We start from the raw sequence: 25,823 nt of genomic DNA, 5'->3' as shown, positions 1-25,823 counted from the left end.
CAAATTTTTTAAAAAGAAAAACAGGAAAAAGCATTTATGGCTGGAGTAAAGAAAAAAAGACTAAGTCAGGTATTACGTGAATTTAATATCTCGTTGGATCGTGCCGTGGAATTTTTGAGCACAAAAGGTTTCGATGTGGTCGCAAGTCCAAACACTAAAATAACGGGCGATGAATACGAAGTTCTTTTTGAAGAGTTTGAAACCGACAAAAGTAAAAAAGTAGAATCCAAGGAAATTGGTGAGGAAAAGCGCAAGGAGAAAGAAGAGCTTCGATTAGCGCGTGAGCGTGAGCTTGAAGAAAAGCAAAAGAAAGAAGAAGCCTCTCGAGTAATCAGAGCTGGCGCTAAACTTGAGGGTCCTAAACAAATAGGTAAGATTGATCTTTCTACAGGGAAACCTAAAAAAGAAGAGCCTAAAGCTGCTGAAAAGCCAGTTGAGGTGGAGCCTGCTAAAGAAGAAAAGGTAAAGGTTGAAAAAGAAGAAAAGCCTGAAGTTGTAGCCGAAAAACCTAAAGCCGAAAAACCAAAAGTTGAGGAAAAACCTGAGGTAGAAGAAAAGGCTGAGAAAGAAAATGTTGTAGAAGAAAAGCCAAAAACAAAACCAACTCCTCCTACTAAGAAAGAAGAAGTAGAAAAGCCTGCTGAATCTCCTGTTTCTAAAAAAGAAATTAAAGAAGAACCGAAAGTCGAGCCTAAGGTTGAATCTAAAGAAGAAGCCAAAGTGGAGCCTTCAAAAAAAGATTCGGATACGGTAACTACAAAATACCGCAAACTAGAAGGTCCAAACTTTACAGGTCAAAAAATTGATCTTTCTCAGTTTAAAAAACCTGAAAAGAAAAAAGATCCTAAGACCGACGCTAACAAAGACAAAAAAGGTAAGCGTCGTCGTATAAGTAAAGAAGCTCCTAAAACTGCCGGAGGTGGAAACTTTAGAGATAATCGTGGAAAAGGCAGAAAGCCGCGTCCAAATACTCCTAAAGAAGAGCCTAGCGAAGAAGAAGTACAAAAACAAGTGCGCGAAACTTTAGAAAAACTTCAAGGGAAGTCTTCTAAAGGGAAGGGTGCTAAGTACCGTCGTGAAAAACGAGATTTCCACCGTCAGAAAACTGAGGATGAAATGGCGCAACAAGAAGCAGAAAGTAAGCTTCTTAAGGTTACTGAGTTTGTAACTGCTAGTGAAATGGCAACTATGATGGATGTTCCTGTTACCAAAATTATCTCAGCTTGTATGAGTTTGGGAATGATGGTAACGATGAATCAACGTCTAGATGCAGAAACACTAAGTATAGTGGCAGATGAATTTGGATACGACGTTGAATTTGTAACTGCAGATATTGAAGAGTCTATAGAGCGCAACGTGGATGCTCCTGAAGATTTATTGCCAAGAGCTCCGATTGTAACAGTAATGGGTCACGTTGATCACGGTAAGACGTCATTGCTAGATAACATACGTAAGGAAAATGTAATTGCAGGTGAGTCTGGAGGTATTACGCAGCATATAGGTGCGTACGCCGTAGAGCTTGATGGAGGTCAAAAACTGGCTTTCCTTGATACTCCTGGTCACGAAGCGTTTACAGCGATGCGTGCTCGTGGTGCTCAAGTAACTGATATTGCAATTATTGTTGTAGCGGCAGATGATGATATTATGCCACAAACTAAGGAGGCAATAAGTCACGCACAAGCTGCGGGTGTGCCAATAGTTTTCGCGATAAACAAAATAGATAAGCCTACTGCTAATCCAGAAAGGATTAAAGAACGACTAGCTCAAATGAACCTATTGGTTGAAGATTGGGGTGGAAAAATACAATCACACGATATTTCTGCTAAAACAGGAGTTGGTGTTAAAGAATTACTAGAAAAAGTATTGCTTGAAGCTGAATTATTAGAGCTTAAAGCAAATCCAAACCGCCAAGCAGATGGTACTGTAGTAGAGGCATTCCTTGACAAAGGTCGTGGTTATGTTTCAACGGTTCTAGTGCAAGGAGGTACATTAAAGGTAGGAGACTACTTACTAGCTGGTCAGCATAGTGGTAAAGTTAAAGCTATGCAAGATGAACGTGGTAAAAATGTTCAGGAAGCAGGTCCGTCAACTCCAGTATCCGTACTAGGTTTAGATGGAGCGCCTCAAGCGGGTGATAAGTTTAATGTGTTTGAAGATGAACGTGAAGCAAAATCTATCGCTACTAAACGTACCCAATTACAACGTGAGCAGTCGGTAAGAACACAACGTCATATTACACTTGATGAAATTGGTAGACGTATTGCTCTTGGAGACTTTAAAGAACTTAATATTATCCTTAAGGGTGATGTTGATGGTTCGGTGGAAGCATTGACAGATTCATTCCAAAAACTATCTACTGAAGAAATTCAGGTTAATATAATCCATAAAGCTGTTGGGCCAATTACCGAAAGCGATGTGTTGTTAGCTTCTGCTTCCGATGCAATTATAATTGGATTTAACGTGCGTCCAATGGGTAATGCGCGTCAGATAGCTGATAAGGAAGAAATAGATATCCGTACATACTCTATCATTTACGATGCAATTGGCGACGTAAAGGATGCAATGGAAGGAATGCTATCCCCAGAGATGAAAGAAGAGATTACTGGTACAGCCGAAATTCGTGAAACATTCAAAATATCTAAAGTTGGAACCATTGCAGGTTGTATGGTGCTTACAGGTAAAATCTTTAGAAACTCGGGTATTCGATTGATTCGTGAAGGTGTTGTGGTTTACACAGGTGAACTAGCTTCTTTAAAACGTTTCAAAGACGATGTGAAAGAAGTATCTAAAGGGTACGACTGTGGTATTCAAATTAAAAACTACAACGATATTAGAGAAAACGATATTATTGAAGCTTTCCAAGAAGTAGCAGTGAAAAAGAAGTTGAAGTAATTACTAGTTTCTATAAATATTTAAAACGCTCTGAAAATTAACTTTCCAGAGCGTTTTTTTTGTTTAAACTATTTTATCCTAAGTATCCTGAAAGGTGTCATTGCGAGGCACTAAGCAATCTCCTTGTAGGTATAATTAACAGTTTACTCTATAAGGAACTTTTTTGTTTCAGTATTCCCTTCTTCATCTTCAATATTTAAAAAATAGATGCCGCTGGAAAGGTTTGAGACGTTTATTGATAATTGACCATTAGAATGTAAATTTTGTGATTTTAGAAGTTTTCCTTCCGTTGAATAAATTTGGATTTTAAATTTGCCTGTTCCATTTGAAGCTTTTATCACCAACAATTCATTAGTGGGATTCGGATATATCGTTAACCCTGCGGTTTTAAACTTGGAAACTCCTAGAGGTACACTGCCATAATATGCTTTGTAGCCTTCTTGGTTAGTGAGGGTTAGTGCAAATCCACTACCGTCTGTGTCAATGGCATACTCAAAAATTCTATTTTCAAATTCAACGTTGAAGAATTGGAAGAAATATAAATCAATATAATCAATGTTTTCTTGAATTTCACAAGTAATTAAGCCGGTAATAATAAAATTTGGTATTATTATCTCGTTGTTGGAAATAGTTATCTCGTCTCCTTGAATAAGAAAATCACAAAACTCTGTTGTAAATAATAGTTCCATAATGTTCAACTCTACATCACCTACTTCGTTATTTTGCGGAACGGGGTGATTTACTCCCTCAATCTCTAGAGAATATAAGAACCATTGATTCTCAAACAATCTTATATCTTGAGCAAAGTTGGTTGAACATATAGCACACATAATAATTAATAAAAATGTCTTTTTCATGATCTATTGTTTTAAAAGGTTTTTGGAATCTTGAATTTGGCCATCGCAGACCAATGCTATATTGTAAGTGCAAGTTGATTGCCAACTACAATTTATAATTTTAACACCTGGGATTTGTGGTAAAGCATATACTGCTTGATCTCCTAATCTCGGAGCTGAAACAATTGATGCGTTATGAGCCAAACTTGCTATGCCTAAACCATTGTTTGTTTTAGCCGCAATCATCCCAACAACTCCAGTACCATGTTTATCTGTGTTGGTGATAGGTTGATTTATTTCTTGAATAACAGGTATGTCAAAATGGTTCAAATCTACTTTTGTATCTGCGACACCAACCAATACATTTTCTCCTGTTGAAATAGTCCAAGCCAAAGGAGCCTTTATTAAATCTAGAGAGGTATTTTTACCACCAAAAAGAGCGTCTGTATAATCATTTGGCACTATGGCAAAGGGCATAGGTTCATCTGCTAATTGAATATCATCTTCAATTATTTCTAGGTACTGTACTTCATTTCTACTAATTATATCAGTCGTTGTTGCTGTTTCATCTAAAGTAATAAGATATACCAAATCTAAAAACGCACTGTTTAAATTTGGAAAAGGTTTTTCGAATTTGTAGATGGGTTTCTGATTCATGACCGCTGCAAAACTACTATTGGTCATTGATAGCGATAAGGTTGAATCAGGTTTTATTGTTTTCTGTATCACACCTAAATCATACCCTTGTTTAATTTTTAAAAAATAATCTTGAGTGTTTTGTCCTATTAAAGTTGTGTTAGTTAGCAATATTAAAAAAAACATTAAGCATAAAAATTTATACTTTTGCGTGGTTGCGTGGTTGCGTGGTTGCGTGGTTGTAATTTCATAATTTGACGATTAAAGTTAGTTAATTTCTTAAAATTATGCAAAAATCTTCAAAATTAAAATAGGTAATTCCCTGTATTATGCTGGGGATTTTCCCTTTTTTCAGATTTGTATACTTTAACTATTTCTTAAATTATAGTTTGGCAATTGCATTATTTAAAAGTCTATTAGTAAACCAACCATCCGAATGAAACTGTCGCTCAAAAAGGTCTATATATTTCGATTTTTGTTATTGGCGTCTTGACTAGATTACAAACTACCGAGACTATTCCGCGGGAGGATATTATTATCCTAAAAACTACTGAAGAAAAAACAATTAATTTATTTACTTATCTAGAAGGAAGTTGGGCAATGGAGGGAGTTACAAAATTTAAGGAGGAAGATACTGCTGGTTTGGGTAAAATAAATTGCGAGCATAGATATAATGACCAAGTATGTTTCCTAACAAAAGATTATGATATAAATGGCCTGGGCTTTTCTTGGTAGTTTATTCCAGGTAACCAACTTATATTGTTTTATCCAAATGCTATGAAAGGTTGTGTAAACGATGCAGGTATTAGTTTTAATTGTAACTTCAAAACCCAATTTGATAAATCTTAACTTAATAATATTTCATTATGAGTAAGCTAGTATTTTCGGCTATTACTGCATGATAAATTGGTTTAAAAATAAACCGATGGAAATTGAGAAGTCTAGAAAAATGGATAAAATTTCGTTTTCTAGACTGGAGTAATTGGAAGTGTAAAGTTACTTTCTTCTTTCTGGCTTTAAGATAAAAGCAGAACTAAAGCTTTGTTGTATTTTAAGCAAAGCTCTTTCCGCTTCTATACGGGTATCAAAACTTCCAGCCCATACTTTGTAGTTCGGGGTTTCGTATTCAATAGAAGCAGGCCAATTGCTAAAACTACCCTTGTATTTTCGTAGTATTTGGTTGGCTTTATCCAATTCACCGTAATAAAGTTGTATGGTGTAGCCATCTGTTAGCTTATTGTCTTTTTCAAGACTCTTTTTCAAATCTAACAATTGTGTGATTTTTGGATCCTGATTTACCTGAAGCGTTGCGCTCTGTGAATAGCTATTAGCTGATATTAAAATCAGTAAAATGCTGGCTATAAAAATCTTGTGAGAAGTTGTTGATTTCATATAATTATATCTTTAATGCAAATGTAAAACTTAATAACTGAGTGAAGCGCAAATTTATTATTTAGAACTAATATAAATTAATGGTTAACACTTTGTTTGCATTTCCAAAATCGACTTAATAATGTATTTTTGCTCCTTTATTTGCGGTACGGAAAGAGTAATTCTGTTAAAACATAACCTAACTAATTCTGTGCCAAACTATCGACAATAATTTAACCATTAGTATGAAAAAGGTGAATTTTATACATCTACGATCAAAATTGCCACTTCTATTGTTAGTGCTTACACTAACTTTTTCAACTACCTCGTATTCTCAAGATGAAGCGGAAGCTACTTCTGCGGATGCGCCGGCTGATGCTGGGGGTGATGTTGCTGCGGGTGAATCATTATTTAAGGCAAACTGTGCTGCCTGTCACAAGATGGACAAAAAAGCGGTTGGTCCTGCCTTAAGAGGTGTGGCCGATAAGTTTGACCGTGATTGGTTGTACAGCTGGATTCGAAATAGTTCGGCTCTTATTGCTTCAGGTGATGCAACTGCAGTGAGATTATTTGAAGAAAATAACAAAGCTGTCATGACGGCTTTCCCGGGACTGTCTGATGAGGATATCGATAACATCCTTGCGTATACAAGTCAGCCAAAAGCTGCACCTGTTGTTGCTGAAGTTCCTGCTGGAGGTGCTGCAAGTACAGGAGGAGGTGAGGGTGTTTCTAATGCTTTAGTGTTAGGTGCGCTAGTTCTTGTGTTCTTGTTGTTGGTTATTCTTCTTTATATGGTATCTACTACCTTGAAGAGAATTGCTGAAGCTAACGGTGTGGTTTATGAAGAAAGAGAAAAGCGTACTCCAATCTGGAAGGCTTTTGCTGAGAATCAATTCTTGGTATTAGTTACGTCTATTTTCTTTATTCTTTTTGGAAGCTACTTCGCTTACGGGTACCTAATGCAAGTAGGAGTTGACCAAGGATATGCTCCGGTTCAGCCAATTCACTATTCACATAAAATTCACGCAGGAGACAATCAGATAGATTGTAACTTCTGTCATAGTTCAGCTAGAAAGAGTAAAACAGCAGGTATACCTTCGTTAAACGTTTGTATGAACTGTCATAAAAATATTTCTGAAGTTGCAGAAGATACTGCTACTGAAGAGTACTCAAAAGAATTTTACGATGGTGAGATCGCTAAGTTGTACGATGCTGTTGGATGGGATCCAGAGCAACAAGCATATACTGGCGAAACCAAGCCTGTAAAATGGGTTCGTATTCACAATCTTCCTGATTTCGCGTATTTCAACCACTCACAACACGTAACAGTAGCGGGAGTTGATTGTCAAAAGTGTCACGGGGAAGTTGAGAGCATGGAGGTTATGGAGCAGTTTGCGCCACTTACAATGGGATGGTGTATTGATTGCCACAAAGAGACCAATGTTAACTTAGAGTCTAATGAGTACTACGCTAAGATACACGAAGAGCTTTCTAAGAAGTACGGTGTGGAAAAATTGACAATCGCCGAAATGGGTGGATTGGAGTGTGGCAAGTGTCACTATTAATAAATAAAAAAGGATAATTACAAATAGCAATATGGCATCAAACAAGAAATACTGGAAAAGTGTTGAAGAGCTGAATGAAGACAGCACTATTGTGAAGGCGCTACAAGACAATGAGTTTGTAACTGAAATACCTACGGACGAATTTCTTGGAAACAAAGAAGCTTTATCTGCTTCTTCTACCACGCGTCGTGATTTCTTAAAATATGTAGGTTTTTCTACAGCGGCTGCAACTTTAGCGGCTTGTGAAGGACCTGTAGTGAAATCTATCCCTTATGTTGTTCAGCCAGATGAAATTGTTCCAGGTGTAGCAAATTATTATGCTTCTACAATGGCGGATGGTTTCGATTTTGCCAATATATTGGTAAAAACACGCGAAGGTCGTCCTATCAAAATTGAGAAGAATGATTTAGCTAAAAATGGAGGAAGTGTAAATGCTCGTGTTCACGCATCGGTTTTATCATTATATGATAAAAACAGATTAACTGGTCCTATGGTTGGTGGATCTGAAGTGTCGTGGCCGGAGTTTGATACTGCTATTGCGCAGAAGATGAACGAAATGTCTGGGAAAGACATAGTTCTACTTACTCAAACATTCGCGAGTCCATCTACATCTAAGTTAATTTCTGAATTTACTACTAAGTATCCTAATGTGCGTCACGTTGTTTATGATACCGTGTCTAGTTCAGCTGCATTAGATGCTTTCCAAAATAAATTCGGAACTCGCGCATTACCAGATTACGATTTTTCAAAAGCTGAAGTTATTGTTTCTGTGGGTGCAGATTTCTTAGGAGATTGGCAAGGAGGAAGCTATAGCAAAGGATATGCTCAAGGAAGAGTGCCTAAAAATGGAAAAATGTCTCGACATATTCAGTTTGAGGCTAACTTTACATTGACTGGTGCTAAAGCTGATAAGCGTGTTGCTGCAACTCCATCTCAACAATTACAAATACTTAAGGCTTTAACTGGTGGAAGTACTTCTGGTTTACCAGAAAATATTGCTGACGCAGTAAATAAAGCAAAAGCTCAACTTCAGAAAGCTGGAGGAAAAGCATTATTAGTGACTGGCTTACCAGATGTAGCTTCGCAAACGTTAGCTTTGGATTTCAATGCTAATAGTGAGGCAATTGATGTTAATAAACCATTACTTGTTAGACAAGGAAGTACTAGCGAAGTGATGAGTGTTGTTAACGGCGTTATTTCGGGAAGTATAAAAGGATTAATTACAGTAGGTGTAAACCCAGTTTACTCGCTACCAAATAGCAAAGAATTTGCTGAAGCTTACCAAAAGCTTGAAATGAGTCTTGCATTCAGTATGAAGCAAGATGAAACAGCATCATTGGCACAATTAGTTGCTGCAACTCCTCACTACCTAGAGTCTTGGGGTGATGCACAAATTAAGAAAGGTACTTATAGCCTTACTCAGCCAACTATCCGTCCATTATTCAATACGCGTCAATTCCAAGATAGCATATTACAGTGGACAGGTAATTCAAAAAAATATTACGATTACATTAAAGAAGTTTGGACAAGTTCTATTTTGTCTGGAGGTTCTTGGAATGAAGCGCTTCACGATGGTTTTGTTTCTAGTGATGTAGAAATGAAAATGGAAGAAATTAAGCCAGCTACTGAAGGTTCTGGTTTAATGCAAGAAAGTACATCTAATGGTGCGCTTGCAGCTTTATCTCAAGAAGGAGGTTACGAGTTGACATTGTATACATCAACAGGTATTGGTGATGGTCAACAAGCAAACAACCCTTGGTTACAAGAGTTTCCAGATCCAATTACAAGAGCATCTTGGGATAACTACCTTACGGTTTCAGCTGCAGACGCTAAGGAGTTAGGACTTGTTAATAAGAACGTTGCAAATGGTGCCTTAAACGGTAGTTATGTAAACGTATCGGTAGGTGGTGTTGTTCTTGAAAAAATTCCTGTTATTATCCAACCTGGACAAGCTAAAGGATCTGTTGGTCTAGCTTTAGGTTATGGTAAAACGGCTGCTATTCAAGAAGAAATGCAAACAGGTATTAATGCCTACCCGCTTTACCAGAATTTCTCTGATGTTCAAAAGGTAAATATCGAAAAAGCTAGCGGAATGCACGAGTTTGCTTGTGTGCAGTTGCAAAGCACAATGGCTGGACGTAGTAACGATATTATAAAAGATACTACTTTAGAAATTTTTAATACTAAAGATGTAAGCGAGTGGAATGCTGTTCCAGTTGTAGATTACGATCACGCTCCGATTTCAATTCGCGATAAAAAAGCGGATATCTGGAGTCCATTCGATACTACTATCGGAACTCACTTTAACTTATCTATAGATCTTAATGCTTGTACGGGATGTGGAGCTTGTGTTATTGCATGTCACGCCGAAAACAACGTACCAGTAGTTGGTAAAACTGAAGTTAGAAAGTTCCGTGATATGCACTGGTTGCGTATCGATAGATATTACTCTGCAGGGGAAACCTTTAAGGAAGAAGCTGAGATGTATGAAAACCTTCCTGCTTTTGATAGTTATGAAGCCGTAGAGGTGCCAAACTATGAAAACCTTGAAGTAGCATTCCAGCCTGTAATGTGTCAGCACTGTAACCACGCACCTTGTGAAACTGTTTGTCCAGTAGCGGCAACATCTCATGGGCGTCAAGGGCAAAACCATATGGCTTATAACCGTTGTGTTGGTACTCGTTACTGCGCTAACAACTGTCCTTACAAAGTTCGTCGTTTCAACTGGTTCTTATACAGTGAAAATGATGAGTTTGATTACAACATGAATAACGACCTTGGTAGAATGGTACTTAACCCAGATGTGGTAGTTCGTTCTCGTGGAGTAATGGAGAAATGTTCTTTATGTATCCAAATGACTCAGAAAACTATACTAGACGCTAAGCGTGAGGGTAGGCCAGTAAGAGATGGTGAATTTGCAACAGCATGTTCAAATGCTTGTGAAACTGGAGCCATGGTATTTGGAGATGTAAATGATGAAGAATCAGAAATACTTAAGAAGAAAAAAGATGACAGAATGTACTATCTTCTTGAAAATGTTGGTACTAAACCAAACGTTTTCTACCAAATGATAGTTAAAAACACTTCTGAAGCATAATAATTTAATCAAGAACCAATTATTTAATAATTAAATATGTCGTCACACTACGAAGCACCTATAAGAGAACCACTGGTTCTGGGCGAAAAGTCCTATCAAGACATCAGTGCAGATGTAGCAGCTCCTGTACTAGGAAAAGCAAATAAATCTTGGTGGATTGTTTTTACCATAGCCCTTATTGCATTTTTATGGGGATTAGGTTGTATTATTTATACAGTTTCTACTGGAATTGGAGTTTGGGGTTTGAACAAGACCGTTGGATGGGCTTGGGATATTACTAACTTCGTTTGGTGGGTAGGTATTGGTCACGCAGGAACACTTATTTCTGCAGTACTTTTACTTTTCCGTCAAAAATGGAGAATGGCTGTAAACCGTTCTGCGGAAGCAATGACAATTTTCGCCGTTGTTCAAGCAGGTTTATTCCCGATTATACACATGGGTCGCCCGTGGTTAGCATATTGGGTACTTCCAATACCTAACCAATTTGGATCGCTATGGGTTAACTTTAACTCACCTCTTCTTTGGGACGTATTCGCGATTTCTACCTATTTATCAATTTCATTGGTATTCTGGTGGACAGGATTACTTCCTGACTTCGCAATGATTCGTGATAAGACTAAAAGCCCTTTCCAGAAAAAGATTTACGGAATTCTTAGTTTTGGATGGAGTGGGCGTGTAAAGGATTGGCAACGTTTTGAGGAAGTTTCACTTGTGTTAGCAGGTTTAGCGACTCCACTTGTACTTTCTGTACACACCATTGTATCTTTTGACTTCGCAACTTCTGTAGTTCCTGGATGGCATAGTACTATTTACCCTCCATATTTCGTGGCAGGTGCGATTTTCTCAGGATTCGCAATGGTACAAACGCTTCTTATAATAATGAGAAAAGTTTCTAACCTAGAAAACTATATTACAATAGTTCATATTGAATATATGAACAAAGTAATCCTACTAACGGGAGGTATTGTAACAGTTGCTTATGCTACTGAGTATTTTGTGATGTGGTATTCTGGTGTTCCTTATGAGGATTACACTTACCTTTCATACGGTGCTGCAACAGGACCTTATTGGTGGGCATTCTGGGCATTGATTATCTGTAACTTTGTTGTTCCAATGACCTTATGGGTTAAGAAATTGAGAAGAAATATTATTTGGACATTTATTGTTGCATTAGTGATTAACATCGGAATGTGGTTTGAGCGTTTCAACATTATCGTAGTAAACATTACAAAAGATAGGTTGACCTCTTCATGGACAATGTTCCAACCAACATTTGTTGATATAGGAACGTTCGTAGGAACTATTGGTTTCTTCTTTGTTCTATTCCTTCTATATGCTCGTACCTTCCCTGTAATTGCACAAGCAGAGGTGAAAACAATATTGAAATCTTCAGGTGAAAAATTCAAGAATTTACGTGCGAAACACGGGAATGATGTTAGTCACGTAAGAGCACTTGACGGTGGACCGGTAGTTGAAAAGCCTGTAGCTTCACAAAATGTTGTGTCTGATAAAGCAAAAGTAGACTCATTACTTTCAACTATAGGAACATTTAATCCTGATGTTGAAGAGCAAGATGACTTGAAGTTGATTAATGGAGTTGGACCTGTAATGGAGCAAAAACTGCATCAGATAGGTATCTTTACTTTTGATCAGGTAAGTAGAATGACTGACCGTGAATACGATTTATTAGATGAGATTGTTAGTGAATTCCCTGGAAGAGCCAAACGTGATGATTGGGCTGGACAGGCGCTAATCCTAAAAAACAACAAATAATTATGGCTGCAAAGAAAATACACGCTATTTACACGGATGACGACCTGTTATTGCAGGCTGTAAACCAAACCCGTGCGGCAAAATATCATATTTCTGAAATATTTACTCCATTTCCAGTACACGGATTAGACCATGCATTAGGTCTAGCTCCAACGCGACTAGCCATTACATCTTTCCTTTATGGATTATGTGGTTTAACAGTTGCTGTGCTGATGATGAATTATATGATGATTCAAGATTGGCCTCAAAATATTGGTGGAAAACCAAGTTTTACTTTCTACCAAAACATGCCTACTTTCATCCCAATTATGTTTGAGTTGACTGTATTTTTCGCTGGTCACTTAATGGTAATTACATTTTATATGAGAAGTAAGCTTTGGCCTTTTAGAAAAGCAGAAAATCCAGATCCACGTACTACTGATGCCCATTTCTTAATGGAAGTAGATGTAGACAATCACGATGTTGAAACGCTTTCTAAATTCTTGTATGACACAGGTGCATCAGAGATTAGTTTAATTGAAAATGAGCAGGACCACTAGTATGAAAACATTAAAAAACATAGCAATCGCAATTTGTGCCTCTGTAGTTTTGACTTCTTGTTTTAATGACAAAAAGCCAAATTATCAGTACTTCCCGAATATGTATGAGTCGGTAGGTTACGAAACCTATGGAGAGTATGAAATTTTCCCAGGGCAACAATCAGCAATGATGCCAGTAGAAAATACTGTTCCTCGTGGTTTTGTTCCTTATGAATATGAAAACAGTACAGAAGGTTTAAATTTAGCTAAAGCTGAACTTGATAATCCTTATAAGGTTACTGAAGAAAACTTAAAAGTTGGAGCAGACTTATTCAATATATATTGTGCAGTTTGCCACGGTGATAAAGGAGATGGAAAAGGAATCCTAGCAACTCGTGAAAAGTTTTTAGGTATTCCAAGTTTTGCTGATGCAGGACGTACAATTGTACCAGGAGGGATTTATCACGTACAAACTTATGGATTGAATGCAATGGGTTCATATGCTTCGCAAACAACTGAAAAAGAACGTTGGCAAATAGCAATGCATGTAATGGACTTAAAAGCATCCTTAAAAGGTGAACCTGGTGTTCTTGAAACAGTGCAAGCTGAGAAAGAATTAACGGAGTCTCTTACCTCAGTTACAGATGACAACTCTACTCAAAAGTAGAACGTAATTAATGATTTATTAAAGAGAATGGCTAAAGATATGTATACGCTACCAAGTAAATTAAAACTGTTTTCTATTGTTCTAATGGTCCTAGGGCTTGCAGGAATAATCTTTGGGTTTATGACTACTCCCAAGACCATTGATGATGTTAAAAAGATTTTAGCAGAACAAGAGGCTCACCATGGCGAAAACCATGCAGTAGATCATAAAGAAGATACTGCTAACTTCATTGATATTGCAAGAGGTGAAGAAGGGTACTCAGGAGCTGCAATGGAGCACGCAACCGATTTAAGTGCTGAAGGTCACGGAGCTTCATCACATGAAGAACACGTACTACACCAATTACAAACAAGACCTTGGTCTGCTACATTCGTAGCTGCATTCTTCTTTATGATGATTGCTTTAGGTGTACTTGTGTTTTACGCAATTCAATTTGCATCTCAAGCAGGATGGTCTCCAGTACTATATAGAGTAATGGAAGGAATAACATCTTATTTATTACCAGGGTCAATTATTGTTTTTGTTCTTGTAATTTTTGCAGGAGAACATTTCTATCCTTGGCAAAATGCTGATTTAGTTGCAGAAGATAAAATTTTACAAGGAAAGTCGGGATACCTTAACTTCCCATTCTTTGTTATCCGTGCCGCAATCTATCTTTTAGGATGGAATATTTACCGTTACTACTCAAGAAAAAACTCTTTAGCACAAGCTGAAGCAAATAACTTCGATCACTATAGAAAGAACTTTAAGGCATCAGTTTTCTTCCTTATCTTCTTCCTATTAACTGAAGCTACAATGGCTTGGGATTGGTTCATGTCTATGACTCCACACTGGTATAGTACATTGTTTGCATGGTATGTATTCGCAACTATGTTTGTTTCTTCAATCACTGTGATTGCTTTAGTAACAATTCACTTAAAGAGCAAAGGGCTATTGTCTTTTGTAAGTGATAGACACTTACACGACTTAGCTAAGTATATGTTTGCTTTTAGTATTTTCTGGACTTACCTATGGTTTAGCCAGTTTATGCTAATCTGGTACTCAAATATTCCAGAAGAGGTAACTTACTTTATTATACGAATTCAGGAGTATCAAGGATTGTTTTTTGGAATGCTAATACTTAATTTTGTATTCCCAATGCTTGTGTTAATGAATAGCGATTTCAAAAAAGTTCCATGGTTTGTTGTTATAGCAGCAGTATTCATCTTGGTAGGTCACTATATAGATGTCTTCCTATTAGTTATGCCATCAACAGTTGGACACAACTGGGGCTTTGGAATACCTGAAATAGCTGCATTGTTATTCTTTGCAGGGCTTTTCATTTTGGTTGTTGGAAATGGACTTGGAAAAGTATCTCTTAGACCTAAGAACGACCCATTTATTAAAGAAAGTGAAAACTACCATTTTTAATCATTTAGTTTAAAAGAAGAAATTTAAAGATGACCGCATTTTTAGTAATTTTAGTAATTCTCCTTTTTGGAATCTCCGTTTGGCAAATAAGCAGGATATTTCGATTGGCTCAGATTAAATCGACAACTCATTCTGATATTGCCTCGGATGAAGACAATAACCACCAAGGTTATTTAATGTTAGCATTTTTAGCCTTTATCTATATCTTAACTATTGTTTCATTTTGGTTATGGTATGATACCTTGTTACCAAAGTCTGCATCAGAACACGGTGAGCAAATTGACAACTTAATGTTGATTTCAATGATCGTTATTTTCGCGGCTGGTATTCTAACTCAATGGTTGTTACACTACTTTGCATTTGTTTACAGAGGTAACAAAACGAAAAGAGCAACTTTCTATGCCGATAACGATAAATTAGAATTTATCTGGACTATTATTCCTGTAATTGTTCTTGCCGGTCTTATTATTTATGGTCTTTTCACTTGGACAGATATCATGAATGTTGATAAGGATGATGATCCACTTGTTATAGAACTATATGCTCAACAATTTAATTGGAAAGCACGTTACGGTGGTAATGATAACACGCTAGGTGATGCTAACGTTCGATTAATCGAAGGTGTTAACGTTTTAGGTGTTGATCCTTCAGACCCTAACGGTCAAGACGACAAAGTTGTAACTGAAGTTCACTTACCAGTTGGTAGAAAAGTATTGTTTAAGATACGTTCTCAGGATGTATTACACTCTGCTTACATGCCACACTTTAGAGCGCAAATGAACTGTGTTCCTGGTATGATTACTCAATTTGCATTTACCCCTACAGTTACAACTGAGGAAATGCGTCAAGAAGATCATATTATAAACAAGGTTCAAAACATTAATGAAATTAGAGCCGAGAAGAGTAAAGAGCTTCAAGCTGCTGGTGAAGAACCTCTAGACCCTTATGAATTTGATTATATGATTCTTTGTAATAAGATTTGTGGTATTAGCCACTATAATATGCAAATGAAGATTGTAGTTGAATCTGAAGAAGAATATAATGCTTGGTTGGCAGAACAGCCTACCTTGGCAGAACAACTTAGCAAATAATATTAATAGAAAATTTAGCTTAAAAAGATATGTCAGCACACGCACAGGCTCACGCAATAGAAGATCATCACGAAGATCATGGGCATCATCATAAAGAAACATTTGTAACTAAATATATCTTTAGCCAAGATCATAAAATGATCTCTAAGCAATACCTAATTACAGGTTTGTTTATGGGGACTATTGGTATTCTAATGTCATTATTGTTTAGAATACAACTAGCATGGCCAGACCAAAGTTTTACAATTTTTGAAATGTTACTAGGGAAATGGGCTCCAGATGGAGTTATGGATCCTAGTGTTTACCTTGCATTAGTTACGATTCACGGTACTATAATGGTATTCTTCGTACTTACGGCTGGATTGAGTGGTACTTTTAGTAACCTATTAATTCCTTTACAGATTGGTGCAAGAGATATGGCCTCAGGATTCCTAAACATGGTTTCTTATTGGTTGTTCTTTATTTCTAGTGCTATAATGGTTTTCTCATTATTTGTTGAAGCAGGACCGGCATCAGCAGGTTGGACAATTTATCCTCCACTTAGTGCTTTGCCTCAATCTATTCCAGGTTCTGGAGCAGGTATGACATTATGGTTGATTTCTATTGCAATATTTATTGCATCGTCATTGTTAGGTTCGCTTAACTATATCGTTACAACATTAAATATGCGTACTAAAGGAATGTCCATGACGCGTCTTCCTTTAACAATTTGGGCATTCTTTGTAACTGCTATTATTGGTGTAGTTGCCTTCCCAGTATTATTTTCAGCTGCTTTAATGCTTATCATGGATAGAAGCTTTGGTACTTCTTTCTTCTTATCAGATATTTATATTGCGGGTGAAGTATTGCATCACCAAGGAGGTTCTCCAGTATTGTTTGAACACTTATTCTGGTTCCTTGGACACCCTGAAGTATATATTGTAATTCTACCTGCAATGGGTATTGTATCTGAAATTATGGCTACAAATGCTCGTAAGCCAATTTTCGGTTACCGTGCCATGGTTGCGTCTATCCTTGCAATTGCATTCCTTTCAACAATTGTATGGGGTCACCATATGTTCGTTTCAGGGATGAATCCATTCTTAGGTTCTGTGTTTACTTTTACCACATTACTTATTGCAATTCCATCTGCTGTAAAAGCATTTAACTGGATTACAACTTTATGGAAAGGTAACTTACAGATGAACGTAGCTATGCTATGGAGTATCGGTTTTGTTTCTACTTTCATTACTGGTGGTCTTACTGGTATTATCGTTGGAGATAGTGCATTAGATATTAACGTTCACGATACTTATTTCGTTGTAGCTCACTTCCACTTAGTGATGGGTATTTCAGCGCTTTATGGACTTCTTGCTGGGGTTTACCACTGGTTCCCTAAAATGTTTGAAGGACGTATGATGAATAAAAAATTAGGATACATCCACTTCTGGGTAACAGCAATTGGAGCTTACGGGATTTTCTTCCCAATGCACTTTGTTGGTTTAGCAGGTCTACCCCGTAGATACTACAACAACACAAGTTTCCCATATTTTGATGACTTACATGATATTAATGTTGTTATGACGCTATTTGCAATTATGACGATTGCAGTACAAGTAGTATTCCTTTACAACTTCTTCCACTCTATGTTCTACGGAAAGATAGGTCCAAAAAACCCTTGGAATTCTACAACATTAGAATGGACAGCCGAACAAAAACACATCCATGGAAACTGGGCTGGTCCAATACCACATGTGTACCGTTGGGCTTACGATTATAGTAAACTTAATAAAGACGAAACAGATTACGTAATTGCTGGTCAAGATTATGTTCCTCAAAACGTGCCATTACAGGACAATGAGGATGAATTAGAACACTAATTAATCTCTGTTTAACGCAAAATATTAGTAGTAACACGTATTTCCTAGTAGTTTAAACCATGTTATCTTTGAATAGATAATAATGAGTAGGAAGTGAGGAGACTACAAGTTATTTGACAAGCCGTGCTAAAAAGCACGGCTTGTTGTTTTTTCTGCTTTTTCTTATTTCTACAGTTATTACAATTACACTTCCTATCTGCCGATTCCTTATATTTGTTTTATGAATGAAAACCTTGATCCCACCGGCGAAAATTTATCCCCACAGGAATTGGATATTGAGAAACAACTACGTCCATTAAGCTTTGAAGACTTTACAGGACAAGATCAAGCACTGGAAAATCTTCAAATTTTTGTGCAAGCTGCAAATCAAAGAGGTGAAGCTTTAGATCATACGCTATTTCACGGGCCTCCAGGATTAGGTAAAACAACATTAGCACACATTCTTGCAAATGAGCTCGACGTTAATATTAGAGTAACTTCTGGTCCTGTATTAGACAAACCGGGTGACCTTGCTGGATTACTCACCAATTTGGATGAACGGGATGTACTTTTTATTGACGAGATACATCGTTTAAGCCCCATTGTTGAAGAATATCTTTATTCAGCAATGGAAGACTATAAGATTGATATAATGATTGAATCTGGGCCTAATGCGCGCTCGGTTCAAATTAATTTAAATCCCTTTACGCTAGTAGGTGCAACAACCCGTTCAGGTTTACTTACAGCGCCTATGCGTGCACGTTTTGGAATTTCTTCCAGACTTCAATACTATTCTACCGAATTGTTAACTACAATAATACAGCGTAGTGCAAGTATTTTAAATGTGCCTATCGCTATGGAAGCTGCTATAGAAATAGCAGGACGCAGCCGTGGTACACCTCGTATTGCAAATGCTCTTTTACGTAGAATTAGAGATTTTGCTCAGATAAAAGGAAATGGAAAAATTGATATTGAAATAGCAAGGTTTGGATTAAACGCCTTGAATGTAGATGCCTTCGGTTTAGATGAAATGGACAATAAAATTCTTTCTACAATAATCGAAAAGTTTAAAGGCGGACCTGTTGGAATTACAACTATTGCAACCGCTGTTTCCGAAAGTCCTGAAACCATAGAAGAAGTATACGAACCTTTCTTAATTCAACAAGGGTTTATTATGAGAACTCCAAGGGGAAGGGAAGTTACTGAGGCGGCTTATAAGCATCTTGGCAAGAATAGAGGTTCAACTCAAAGTGAATTGTTTTAATTTGTGCTATGGAAGTAAAGAAAATCCCATCGGTTTCTGCCTTCCGATTTCTGATTCACTCCACTCAGATTTTAAAAAACCCTCTGCCATTTCATCATAGTAATTTTGAAAATAAGGGGGACACATTTCGGTTGAAGCTCGGGTTTGGAAAATCTGTGATTTTTTCTCGTGATGCTGGCTTAGCACAATATGCACTTCAGAAAAACCATAAGAATTATAAAAAATCTCCCATACAAACTCGAGATCTTGTTAAGTATGTAGGTAACGGACTTCTTACTTCAGAAGGAGAGTTTTGGCAAAAACAACGTAAACTAATTCAACCTGCTTTTCATAAAAAACAGTTGGTTAATTTACTAGACGCTATTCAAAGTGCAATTGAAATTGAACTTTCCAAAATTGAAACGGCTAAAGCGAAAGATATCTTTCCTGTTTTCAACGACCTCGCTTTTCAAACGGTAGTAAAATCTCTTTTTAGTAGTGCCGTTGACAGTCGAGAAATAAAAAGGCTTCAACATATCACCGAATCTGCTCAACACATGCTGGTAAAGGAATTGCGTATGCCGTACTTGGGCTGGTGGTTTAAGTTGAGCGGCGAACTTTCTAAACATCTTGCTGAAACTAAAGAAGCGAGAAACATTCTTAAGAGACTTGTAAATGAAAGGAGACAATCGGGTGTTCGTGAGGATGACTTACTAGATATGCTTTTAGACGCTAGATACGAAGATGGAAGTGGAATGGACGATAAGCAGTTGATAGATGAAATTTTAATATTGTTTACTGCTGGTCACGAAACAACTTCAAATGCACTTACATTTACTTGTGAATTATTAGCTCGAAACCCTCAAGTACAAGATAAGATTTATGCCGAAATAACTGCCGCATCCGAGAATTCGACAGGCTTAATGGACTTCATTAAAAACTGTTCGTATACCAAGAATGTAATAGAAGAATCACTTCGTCTTTACCCTCCGGCATATTTTATAGATAGAGTGAATATTGAAGACGATACTTTTGAAGGGATGTTTATTCCGAAAAATTCAAGTTTATTATTTTCATTGTTAGAGATTCATACCGACCCAAAAAACTGGGATGAGCCTGAGAAATTTAGGCCAGAACGGTTTTCCGATGTGAACGCTAAAGAGTATTCGGGGCACTATTTTCCTTTTGGCGCTGGCCCAAGAATGTGTATTGGTAATAACTTTGCAATGTATGAAATGATACTAGCGATTGCAGAAATTGTAAAAACATATAAGATTTCTGAAAAGAATTCACCAATAGAAATAAAACCACTAATAACCTTAAAACCAAAAAATGCAATTTTGGAGTTTTATTTAAGATAAGTTTTGATTGAAAATGCAGCAAAATATTCGCAATTAATAAAATCCGAAGCAAAACGCTTGGGGTTCCTTTCTTGTGGTATAAGCAAAGCAGCTTTTCTTGAAGAAGAAGCGCCTCGATTAGAAAAATGGCTAAAAAATAATATGAATGGCGAAATGGGATATATGGAAAACCATTTTGATAAAAGACTAGACCCAACAGTTCTAGTGCCTGGTTCTAAAAGTGTGATTTCATTATTGCTAAATTATTACCCTACTCAAATTCAAAACAATGATTCATATAAAATTTCTAAATATGCCTACGGCACCGACTATCATTTTATTATAAAGGATAAGCTAAAAGAACTAATGCACTTTATATCGGAAGAAATTGGTGAAGTGAATGGAAGAGCCTTCGTCGATTCTGCTCCAGTATTAGATAAAGCATGGGCTGCAAAAAGTGGATTAGGGTGGATAGGAAAACACAGTAACTTGCTCACCAAACAATCTGGGTCATTTTATTTTATTGCCGAGTTAATCGTCGATCTCGACTTAGAATACGATAATCCCGTTACAGACCATTGCGGCACCTGTACAGCTTGTATCGATGCTTGCCCTACAAATGCTATTGTAGCAGATAGGGTTGTAGATGGAAGCAAATGCATTTCATATTTCACTATCGAATTAAAAAACGAAATTCCTATTTCAGAAAAAGGAAAATTTCAAGATTGGATGTTTGGCTGTGACATTTGTCAAGATGTTTGCCCTTGGAATCGTTTCAGTAAACCACATAACGAACCGCTTTTTAATCCTCATCCTGAATTACTTTCTATGACGAAAAAAGATTGGGAGGAAATCACCGAAGACGTTTTTCGTGAAATATTTAAAAAGAGTGCAGTAAAGCGAACAAAGTACACCGGACTCACAAGAAACATTCAATTTTTAAAAGATTGATTTCTGCTTCAGAATAAAGAAGTTGAAGGTTAATTATAGATTACAGTTCTAGGTTTCCCAATTTGGAAGTTTTGGAAGCCAAAGTCTTCACTTTCAAAAGCATTAGATTTAAAGATATTTTTTCCTTGTCCAGGAATTTGAGGGTAATATGCAAATGACAACTGAAAAGAACTAAAAACCAAATAGTCATTTCTGATAATAAACCCTAGTCCAAACGAAGAGTATATAGGATTTCGTTTCCAACTTCTATTACTTTCCGCAAGCATTCCTAGGGTAACATTCACGAATGGATTAAATCTAAAACCTAAGAGCTCCCAAGGTGAGTAAAATTGGGTTTGCAAGGCAAGAACATATTTTTGAGTTCCTACAATTGAGGCGTCGAAGCCGTGAATGGCTCCATTTCTATAATTGGAATAAAGGTTACCATATGCTCCATTAAAATAACCTCGCTCATTTAGGCTTAGCCTATCCACTTCAGATTCTAGACGGTTCATTCCTATTACAAATTGAGGTTTTACAAACTGTCTCATTTTCCATTTGTCACCAAGTTGTAGGAGGTGCGAAAAATAGGTGGCTTCAAAATTGAATACAGTTTGCTGCGTATGCGCATCGTTAAAGAATGTTCCAAGTTCAAAATTGGTGCTTAAAAACCCAAACTTAAAATAATTTCCATAGGCTATTTTCGCTCCAAGATAAGGTCTGTTTTTATTGTTTTTATTCTGAATCCCCCCAGTAATTGAATAGACTACGCCTACCGGAACATCTTCGGTAATCCCATCTTTAAAAATATAATTGTCTTTCACGAATTGTCTAGAGGCTACTCCTATACTTGCTAAATAAAATTTTTCATCGGAAAAGAATCGGATGCTATCGTATTCAATAGGAGGGATATCTCTATAATCTACTAGTAAAGCACGCGCACTTAAAATAAGGTTTGTTGTTCGTTCTCTTTCGGAATTACCTTCAAATAGCCGAAATGAATGTCCGCCCCAGTAATCTTGGGCAATAAATTTCATGTTTTTTATTGCGTAGCCTGCGGTGTCGTTTTTTAGTTCTCTTCCTAAAAAGCGTTCTTGTAAAAATACTCCTCCCGCCCAACGGGTTAATGGTGAGTAGAATATGCGGTCGAGTGCTAGGGTTTTTTCAAAATAACCTTCGTAATCAATAGAATACCTTCCATCAGCACTTATGAAAGTATTCAAGAAGTTTGGAACGCTATAACTTGCTTTGTAGGCGTCTCTTCCATCATCCAATCTATTTGAAAATTCTAGTCTTAACTGATGCCCTGTACCAAGAATGTTCCGCTCTTTTAGTTTGAATTTCGTCTGAGAACTAGAAAGCTGAACCTTAGGTGTTAAACTCCACGAATCCAGCGCGGTAATAACTACGTCTACAGAATCTTTGGAATTAGGGATTTCCTGGGTTTCAATCTTAACCTCACGAATGTAGTTTTGTGAACGAAGCAAACGCTCACTTTCTAAAAGCAATAAGGTGTCTAAAGGTTTCTTTTCTTTTAGAAGCAAGAAATTATGAATAGCTAAAGGTTTAGATTTAATATGTAGATTGTTTCCAGTTTTCTCTAGCCAACTATTTGCAGTTTGAGTACTATCATTTATAGAATACCCAAAAGGATCTTTAGTGTTGATTATTATTTTACGGATTATTTTTCCTTCGTGTTTTTTATAATTAGGGTTCTTTTTATGGGTAGGTTCCACCTTAGATTTATTAGCAGTAGATCTAAATAGCCACCGATGAACCATTTTTGTAAACTTACTCTTTTTAGAATACGACTCTATTTCTTGATAAATCCCAGTACTATCCTTTTCCGTCTGTTTGTTTTGAGCGGAAAGTTGGGAGGATGTATAAAATAGTAATATGAGAAATAAAAGCTTTTTCAATTTCACCTTTAAGATTAATTCTTTTCAAAAGTATTGAAAGCTAAGCATTTTCTTTGCTTTAAAATTTTAAACATTTCTAAATATTCATATTAAAAACCGAGAAGCTATTCATGCTACGGATTATTTCAAAACTCGTACCTTTGGAGTATCATCACTAGATTTATTGATTGGTGATTTTTATAAATAAATGTTGTAAAGAAATATGAGCAAACAGAGCAAACGCAGAGAAGCATTATTATACCATGCAAAACCAAAACCTGGGAAAATTCAGGTAGTTCCAACCAAAGGTTATTCTACACAACGTGATCTTTCCTTAGCATATTCGCCAGGAGTTGCAGAACCTTGTCTTGAAATAGAAAAAGATTTAAAAAACGCATATAAATATACTAACAAAGGGAATTTAGTAGCAGTTATCTCTAATGGAACTGCGGTGTTAGGATTGGGCAATATTGGCCCTGAAGCGTCTAAGCCTGTAATGGAAGGTAAAGGTTTGCTGTTTAAGATTTTTGCAGACATCGATGTGTTTGATATTGAAATTGGTACAGAAGATATTGAAGAATTTATCGCTACAGTAAAAAACATAGCGCCAACTTTTGGAGGAATAAACCTAGAGGATATAAAAGCTCCTGAAGCCTTTGAGATTGAAAGAAGGTTGAAAGAAGAGTTGAATATTCCTGTAATGCACGACGACCAGCACGGTACAGCAATAATTTCGGCAGCAGCATTGCTCAATGCTTTGGAATTAGCAAATAAGAAAATTGAAGATGCTGTTATCGTAATTAGTGGTGCAGGTGCTGCCGCGGTTTCTTGTACGCGACTTTACAAATCATGCGGAGCAAAGGCTGAAAATATTGTAATGTTGGATAGCAAGGGAGTGATTAGGGATGATCGCGAAAGCCTTTCAGACGAAAAAGCAGAATTTGCTTCTCATCGAAAAATAGACACCTTGGAGGAAGCTATGAAAGATGCAGATGTGTTTGTAGGGCTTTCAGTAAAAGACATTGTAACTCCAGAAATGCTGTTGAGCATGAATGCAAATCCTATTGTATTTGCCATGGCTAATCCTGACCCGGAAATTGAATACGATTTAGCTGTAAAAACTAGAAAAGATATTATAATGGCTACGGGACGTAGTGATCATCCTAACCAAGTAAACAATGTTCTAGGTTTCCCATTTATTTTTAGAGGTGCACTAGATGTACGGGCAACAAAAATAAACGAAGCTATGAAAATGGCAGCTGTAAAAGCACTTGCAAATCTTGCAAAAGAGCCAGTGCCAGAGCAGGTTAATATTGCTTACGGGGAAACGAAGCTTACGTTTGGTAGAGAATATATAATCCCAAAACCTTTTGACCCTAGATTAATAACTGCTGTTCCTCCGGCAGTTGCAAAAGCTGCAATGGAAAGCGGAGTGGCAACACACGAAATTACCGATTGGCAGAAGTATCAAGATGAACTATACGAACGTATGGGTAGTGACAATAAAACCATTCGTTTATTAATCAATAGAGCAAAGCTAAAACCTAAGCGTATTGTATATACAGAAGCAGATCATCTAGACGTGTTAAAAGCGGCTCAAATTGTATATGAAGAAGGTATCGGTATTCCAGTTTTATTAGGAAGAAAAGATGTTATTAAGGATTATATGGAGCAATTGGAGTTTGATGCCGATATAGAAATTATTGATCCAAAGAGTGATATAAAACCTGAAAAATTTGATGAATACGCCGAAAAATTCTGGATGAAGAGAAGGCGAACAGGTGTTACGCTATACGATGCTCAAAAGTTGATGACAGAGCGTAATTACTTTGCAGGGATGATGGTTAGTGAAGGGGATGTAGATGCGATGATTTCAGGGTTCTCCCGTTCTTACCCACTTGTGGTAAAACCTGTATTTGAAACTATAGGAAAATTTGATGGTGTAAATAAAGTTGCTACAACCAATTTAATGATCACAAAACGTGGTCCGATATTTATATCAGACACGTCTTTAAATATTGACCCTACAGCAAAAGAGCTAGCCCAAATTGCTCGAATGACCAATTACACCATCAAAATGTTTGGTATGGAGCCGGTAATAGCGATGATTTCGTATGCAAACTTCGGTTCTTCAAAGGATCCTCACGCAACTAAAGTTAGAGAAGCGGTTGATATCATTCACAAGAGTAATCCAGATATGATTTTGGATGGAGAACTACAGACAGACTTTGCCTTGAACGCAGAGCTATTAAAGAAGAAATTCCCATTTTCAAAATTGGCTGGAAAAAAGGTGAATGCATTAATTTTTCCAAACTTAGATTCTGCAAACAGCAATTATAAGCTTTTAAAAGAACTAAACGGTGTTGAATCTATCGGACCAATAATGTTGGGAATGCGTAAACCAGTGCATATATTACAGATGAAAGCTAGTGTAGATGAAATCGTAAACATGAGTGCCGTTGCCGTTGTGGATGCCCAGCAGAAGGAGAAACGAGGTAAATTATAATTAGAGTTCCATATTTTTATATTAATTCTATAAGTTAGTTTATACACATTAAAAAAGCATTGCCTAGATTTAGAGCAATGCTTTTTTATTTACAATTATATAAAAGCTACAATATAGATAGTTATTGTTGAAGTTTTATAATTCAAATCACCTTGTTTTTAAGCTTAATATGTTATTTATATTTCCAAAAATCCCCAATGGCAGTTGCAAAT

18 protein-coding genes are annotated in these 25,823 nt (G+C 36.8%); 14 read left to right on the top strand and 4 right to left on the bottom strand.

Annotation, left to right across the window (positions count from 1 at the left end; genetic code table 11):
- The first annotated feature begins 36 nt into the window (after positions 1 to 36).
- Complete coding sequence (gene infB, locus FHP04_RS08045) at positions 37 to 2,892, top strand: translation initiation factor IF-2 (protein ID WP_139855580.1); 2,856 nt, start codon at positions 37 to 39, stop codon at positions 2,890 to 2,892.
- Between the two features lie 143 nt (positions 2,893 to 3,035).
- On the opposite strand, the gene FHP04_RS08040 is transcribed toward infB, so the two are convergent.
- Positions 3,036 to 3,749, bottom strand: a complete 714-nt coding sequence (locus FHP04_RS08040) for a T9SS type A sorting domain-containing protein (RefSeq protein ID WP_139855579.1) — start codon at positions 3,747 to 3,749, stop codon at positions 3,036 to 3,038.
- A gap of 3 nt (positions 3,750 to 3,752) precedes the next feature.
- On the bottom strand, positions 3,753 to 4,550 hold the full coding sequence (locus FHP04_RS08035) for a S8 family serine peptidase (RefSeq protein ID WP_139855578.1): 798 nt from the start codon (positions 4,548 to 4,550) through the stop codon (positions 3,753 to 3,755).
- Between the two features lie 303 nt (positions 4,551 to 4,853).
- On the opposite strand from FHP04_RS08035, the gene FHP04_RS08030 reads away from it, so the two are divergent.
- Complete coding sequence (locus FHP04_RS08030; protein ID WP_139855577.1) at positions 4,854 to 5,099, top strand: hypothetical protein; 246 nt, start codon at positions 4,854 to 4,856, stop codon at positions 5,097 to 5,099.
- A gap of 261 nt (positions 5,100 to 5,360) precedes the next feature.
- Here the strand turns inward: FHP04_RS08030 and FHP04_RS08025 are convergent, their stop codons facing one another.
- Positions 5,361 to 5,756 (bottom strand): SPOR domain-containing protein, encoded by a 396-nt coding sequence (locus FHP04_RS08025; RefSeq protein ID WP_139855576.1) that lies wholly within the window; start codon positions 5,754 to 5,756, stop codon positions 5,361 to 5,363.
- Positions 5,757 to 5,980: 224 nt separating this feature from the next.
- Between FHP04_RS08025 and FHP04_RS08020 the strand changes: the two genes are divergently transcribed.
- From FHP04_RS08020 to queG, 11 genes are all read left to right on the top strand, one after another.
- Positions 5,981 to 7,300, top strand: coding sequence for a c-type cytochrome (locus FHP04_RS08020; RefSeq protein ID WP_139855575.1), 1,320 nt, complete (start codon positions 5,981 to 5,983; stop codon positions 7,298 to 7,300).
- 31 nt (positions 7,301 to 7,331) lie between these two features.
- Complete coding sequence (locus FHP04_RS08015; protein WP_139855574.1) at positions 7,332 to 10,397, top strand: TAT-variant-translocated molybdopterin oxidoreductase; 3,066 nt, start codon at positions 7,332 to 7,334, stop codon at positions 10,395 to 10,397.
- Positions 10,398 to 10,433: 36 nt separating this feature from the next.
- Complete coding sequence (gene nrfD, locus FHP04_RS08010; RefSeq protein ID WP_139855573.1) at positions 10,434 to 12,170, top strand: NrfD/PsrC family molybdoenzyme membrane anchor subunit; 1,737 nt, start codon at positions 10,434 to 10,436, stop codon at positions 12,168 to 12,170.
- 2 nt (positions 12,171 to 12,172) lie between these two features.
- The gene (locus FHP04_RS08005) at positions 12,173 to 12,709 is read left to right on the top strand and encodes a DUF3341 domain-containing protein (protein WP_139855572.1); all 537 of its coding nucleotides are present in this window, start codon (positions 12,173 to 12,175) and stop codon (positions 12,707 to 12,709) included.
- 1 nt (position 12,710) lies between these two features.
- Complete coding sequence (locus FHP04_RS08000) at positions 12,711 to 13,355, top strand: c-type cytochrome (RefSeq protein WP_241836853.1); 645 nt, start codon at positions 12,711 to 12,713, stop codon at positions 13,353 to 13,355.
- A gap of 39 nt (positions 13,356 to 13,394) precedes the next feature.
- Positions 13,395 to 14,765: a quinol:cytochrome C oxidoreductase gene (locus FHP04_RS07995; RefSeq protein ID WP_139855617.1), complete on the top strand. Its 1,371-nt coding sequence runs from the start codon at positions 13,395 to 13,397 to the stop codon at positions 14,763 to 14,765.
- Between the two features lie 29 nt (positions 14,766 to 14,794).
- Complete coding sequence (locus FHP04_RS07990) at positions 14,795 to 15,856, top strand: cytochrome c oxidase subunit II (RefSeq protein ID WP_139855570.1); 1,062 nt, start codon at positions 14,795 to 14,797, stop codon at positions 15,854 to 15,856.
- A 29-nt stretch (positions 15,857 to 15,885) separates the two neighbouring features.
- On the top strand, positions 15,886 to 17,715 hold the full coding sequence (locus FHP04_RS07985) for a cytochrome c oxidase subunit I (protein ID WP_139855569.1): 1,830 nt from the start codon (positions 15,886 to 15,888) through the stop codon (positions 17,713 to 17,715).
- A 220-nt stretch (positions 17,716 to 17,935) separates the two neighbouring features.
- Positions 17,936 to 18,958 carry a Holliday junction branch migration DNA helicase RuvB gene (gene ruvB, locus FHP04_RS07980; RefSeq protein ID WP_139855568.1) on the top strand — a complete coding sequence of 341 codons (1,023 nt, stop codon included), beginning with the start codon at positions 17,936 to 17,938 and terminating at the stop codon, positions 18,956 to 18,958.
- Between the two features lie 8 nt (positions 18,959 to 18,966).
- Positions 18,967 to 20,298: a cytochrome P450 gene (locus FHP04_RS07975; protein WP_139855567.1), complete on the top strand. Its 1,332-nt coding sequence runs from the start codon at positions 18,967 to 18,969 to the stop codon at positions 20,296 to 20,298.
- 3 nt (positions 20,299 to 20,301) lie between these two features.
- Positions 20,302 to 21,228 carry a tRNA epoxyqueuosine(34) reductase QueG gene (gene queG / locus FHP04_RS07970; protein ID WP_139855566.1) on the top strand — a complete coding sequence of 309 codons (927 nt, stop codon included), beginning with the start codon at positions 20,302 to 20,304 and terminating at the stop codon, positions 21,226 to 21,228.
- Positions 21,229 to 21,257: 29 nt separating this feature from the next.
- On the opposite strand, the gene FHP04_RS07965 is transcribed toward queG, so the two are convergent.
- Positions 21,258 to 23,126, bottom strand: a complete 1,869-nt coding sequence (locus FHP04_RS07965) for a hypothetical protein (protein WP_394344271.1) — start codon at positions 23,124 to 23,126, stop codon at positions 21,258 to 21,260.
- 202 nt (positions 23,127 to 23,328) lie between these two features.
- On the opposite strand from FHP04_RS07965, the gene FHP04_RS07960 reads away from it, so the two are divergent.
- A complete protein-coding gene (locus FHP04_RS07960) occupies positions 23,329 to 25,611 on the top strand; it encodes an NADP-dependent malic enzyme (RefSeq protein ID WP_139855565.1) in 2,283 nt (760 codons plus the stop codon).
- Positions 25,612 to 25,823: the final 212 nt, after the last annotated feature.

It is taken from the genome of Aequorivita sinensis (genome assembly GCF_006346335.1).
Taxonomy (GTDB): domain Bacteria; phylum Bacteroidota; class Bacteroidia; order Flavobacteriales; family Flavobacteriaceae; genus Aequorivita; species Aequorivita sinensis.
This window is presented reverse-complemented; position numbering and strand designations above follow the sequence as displayed.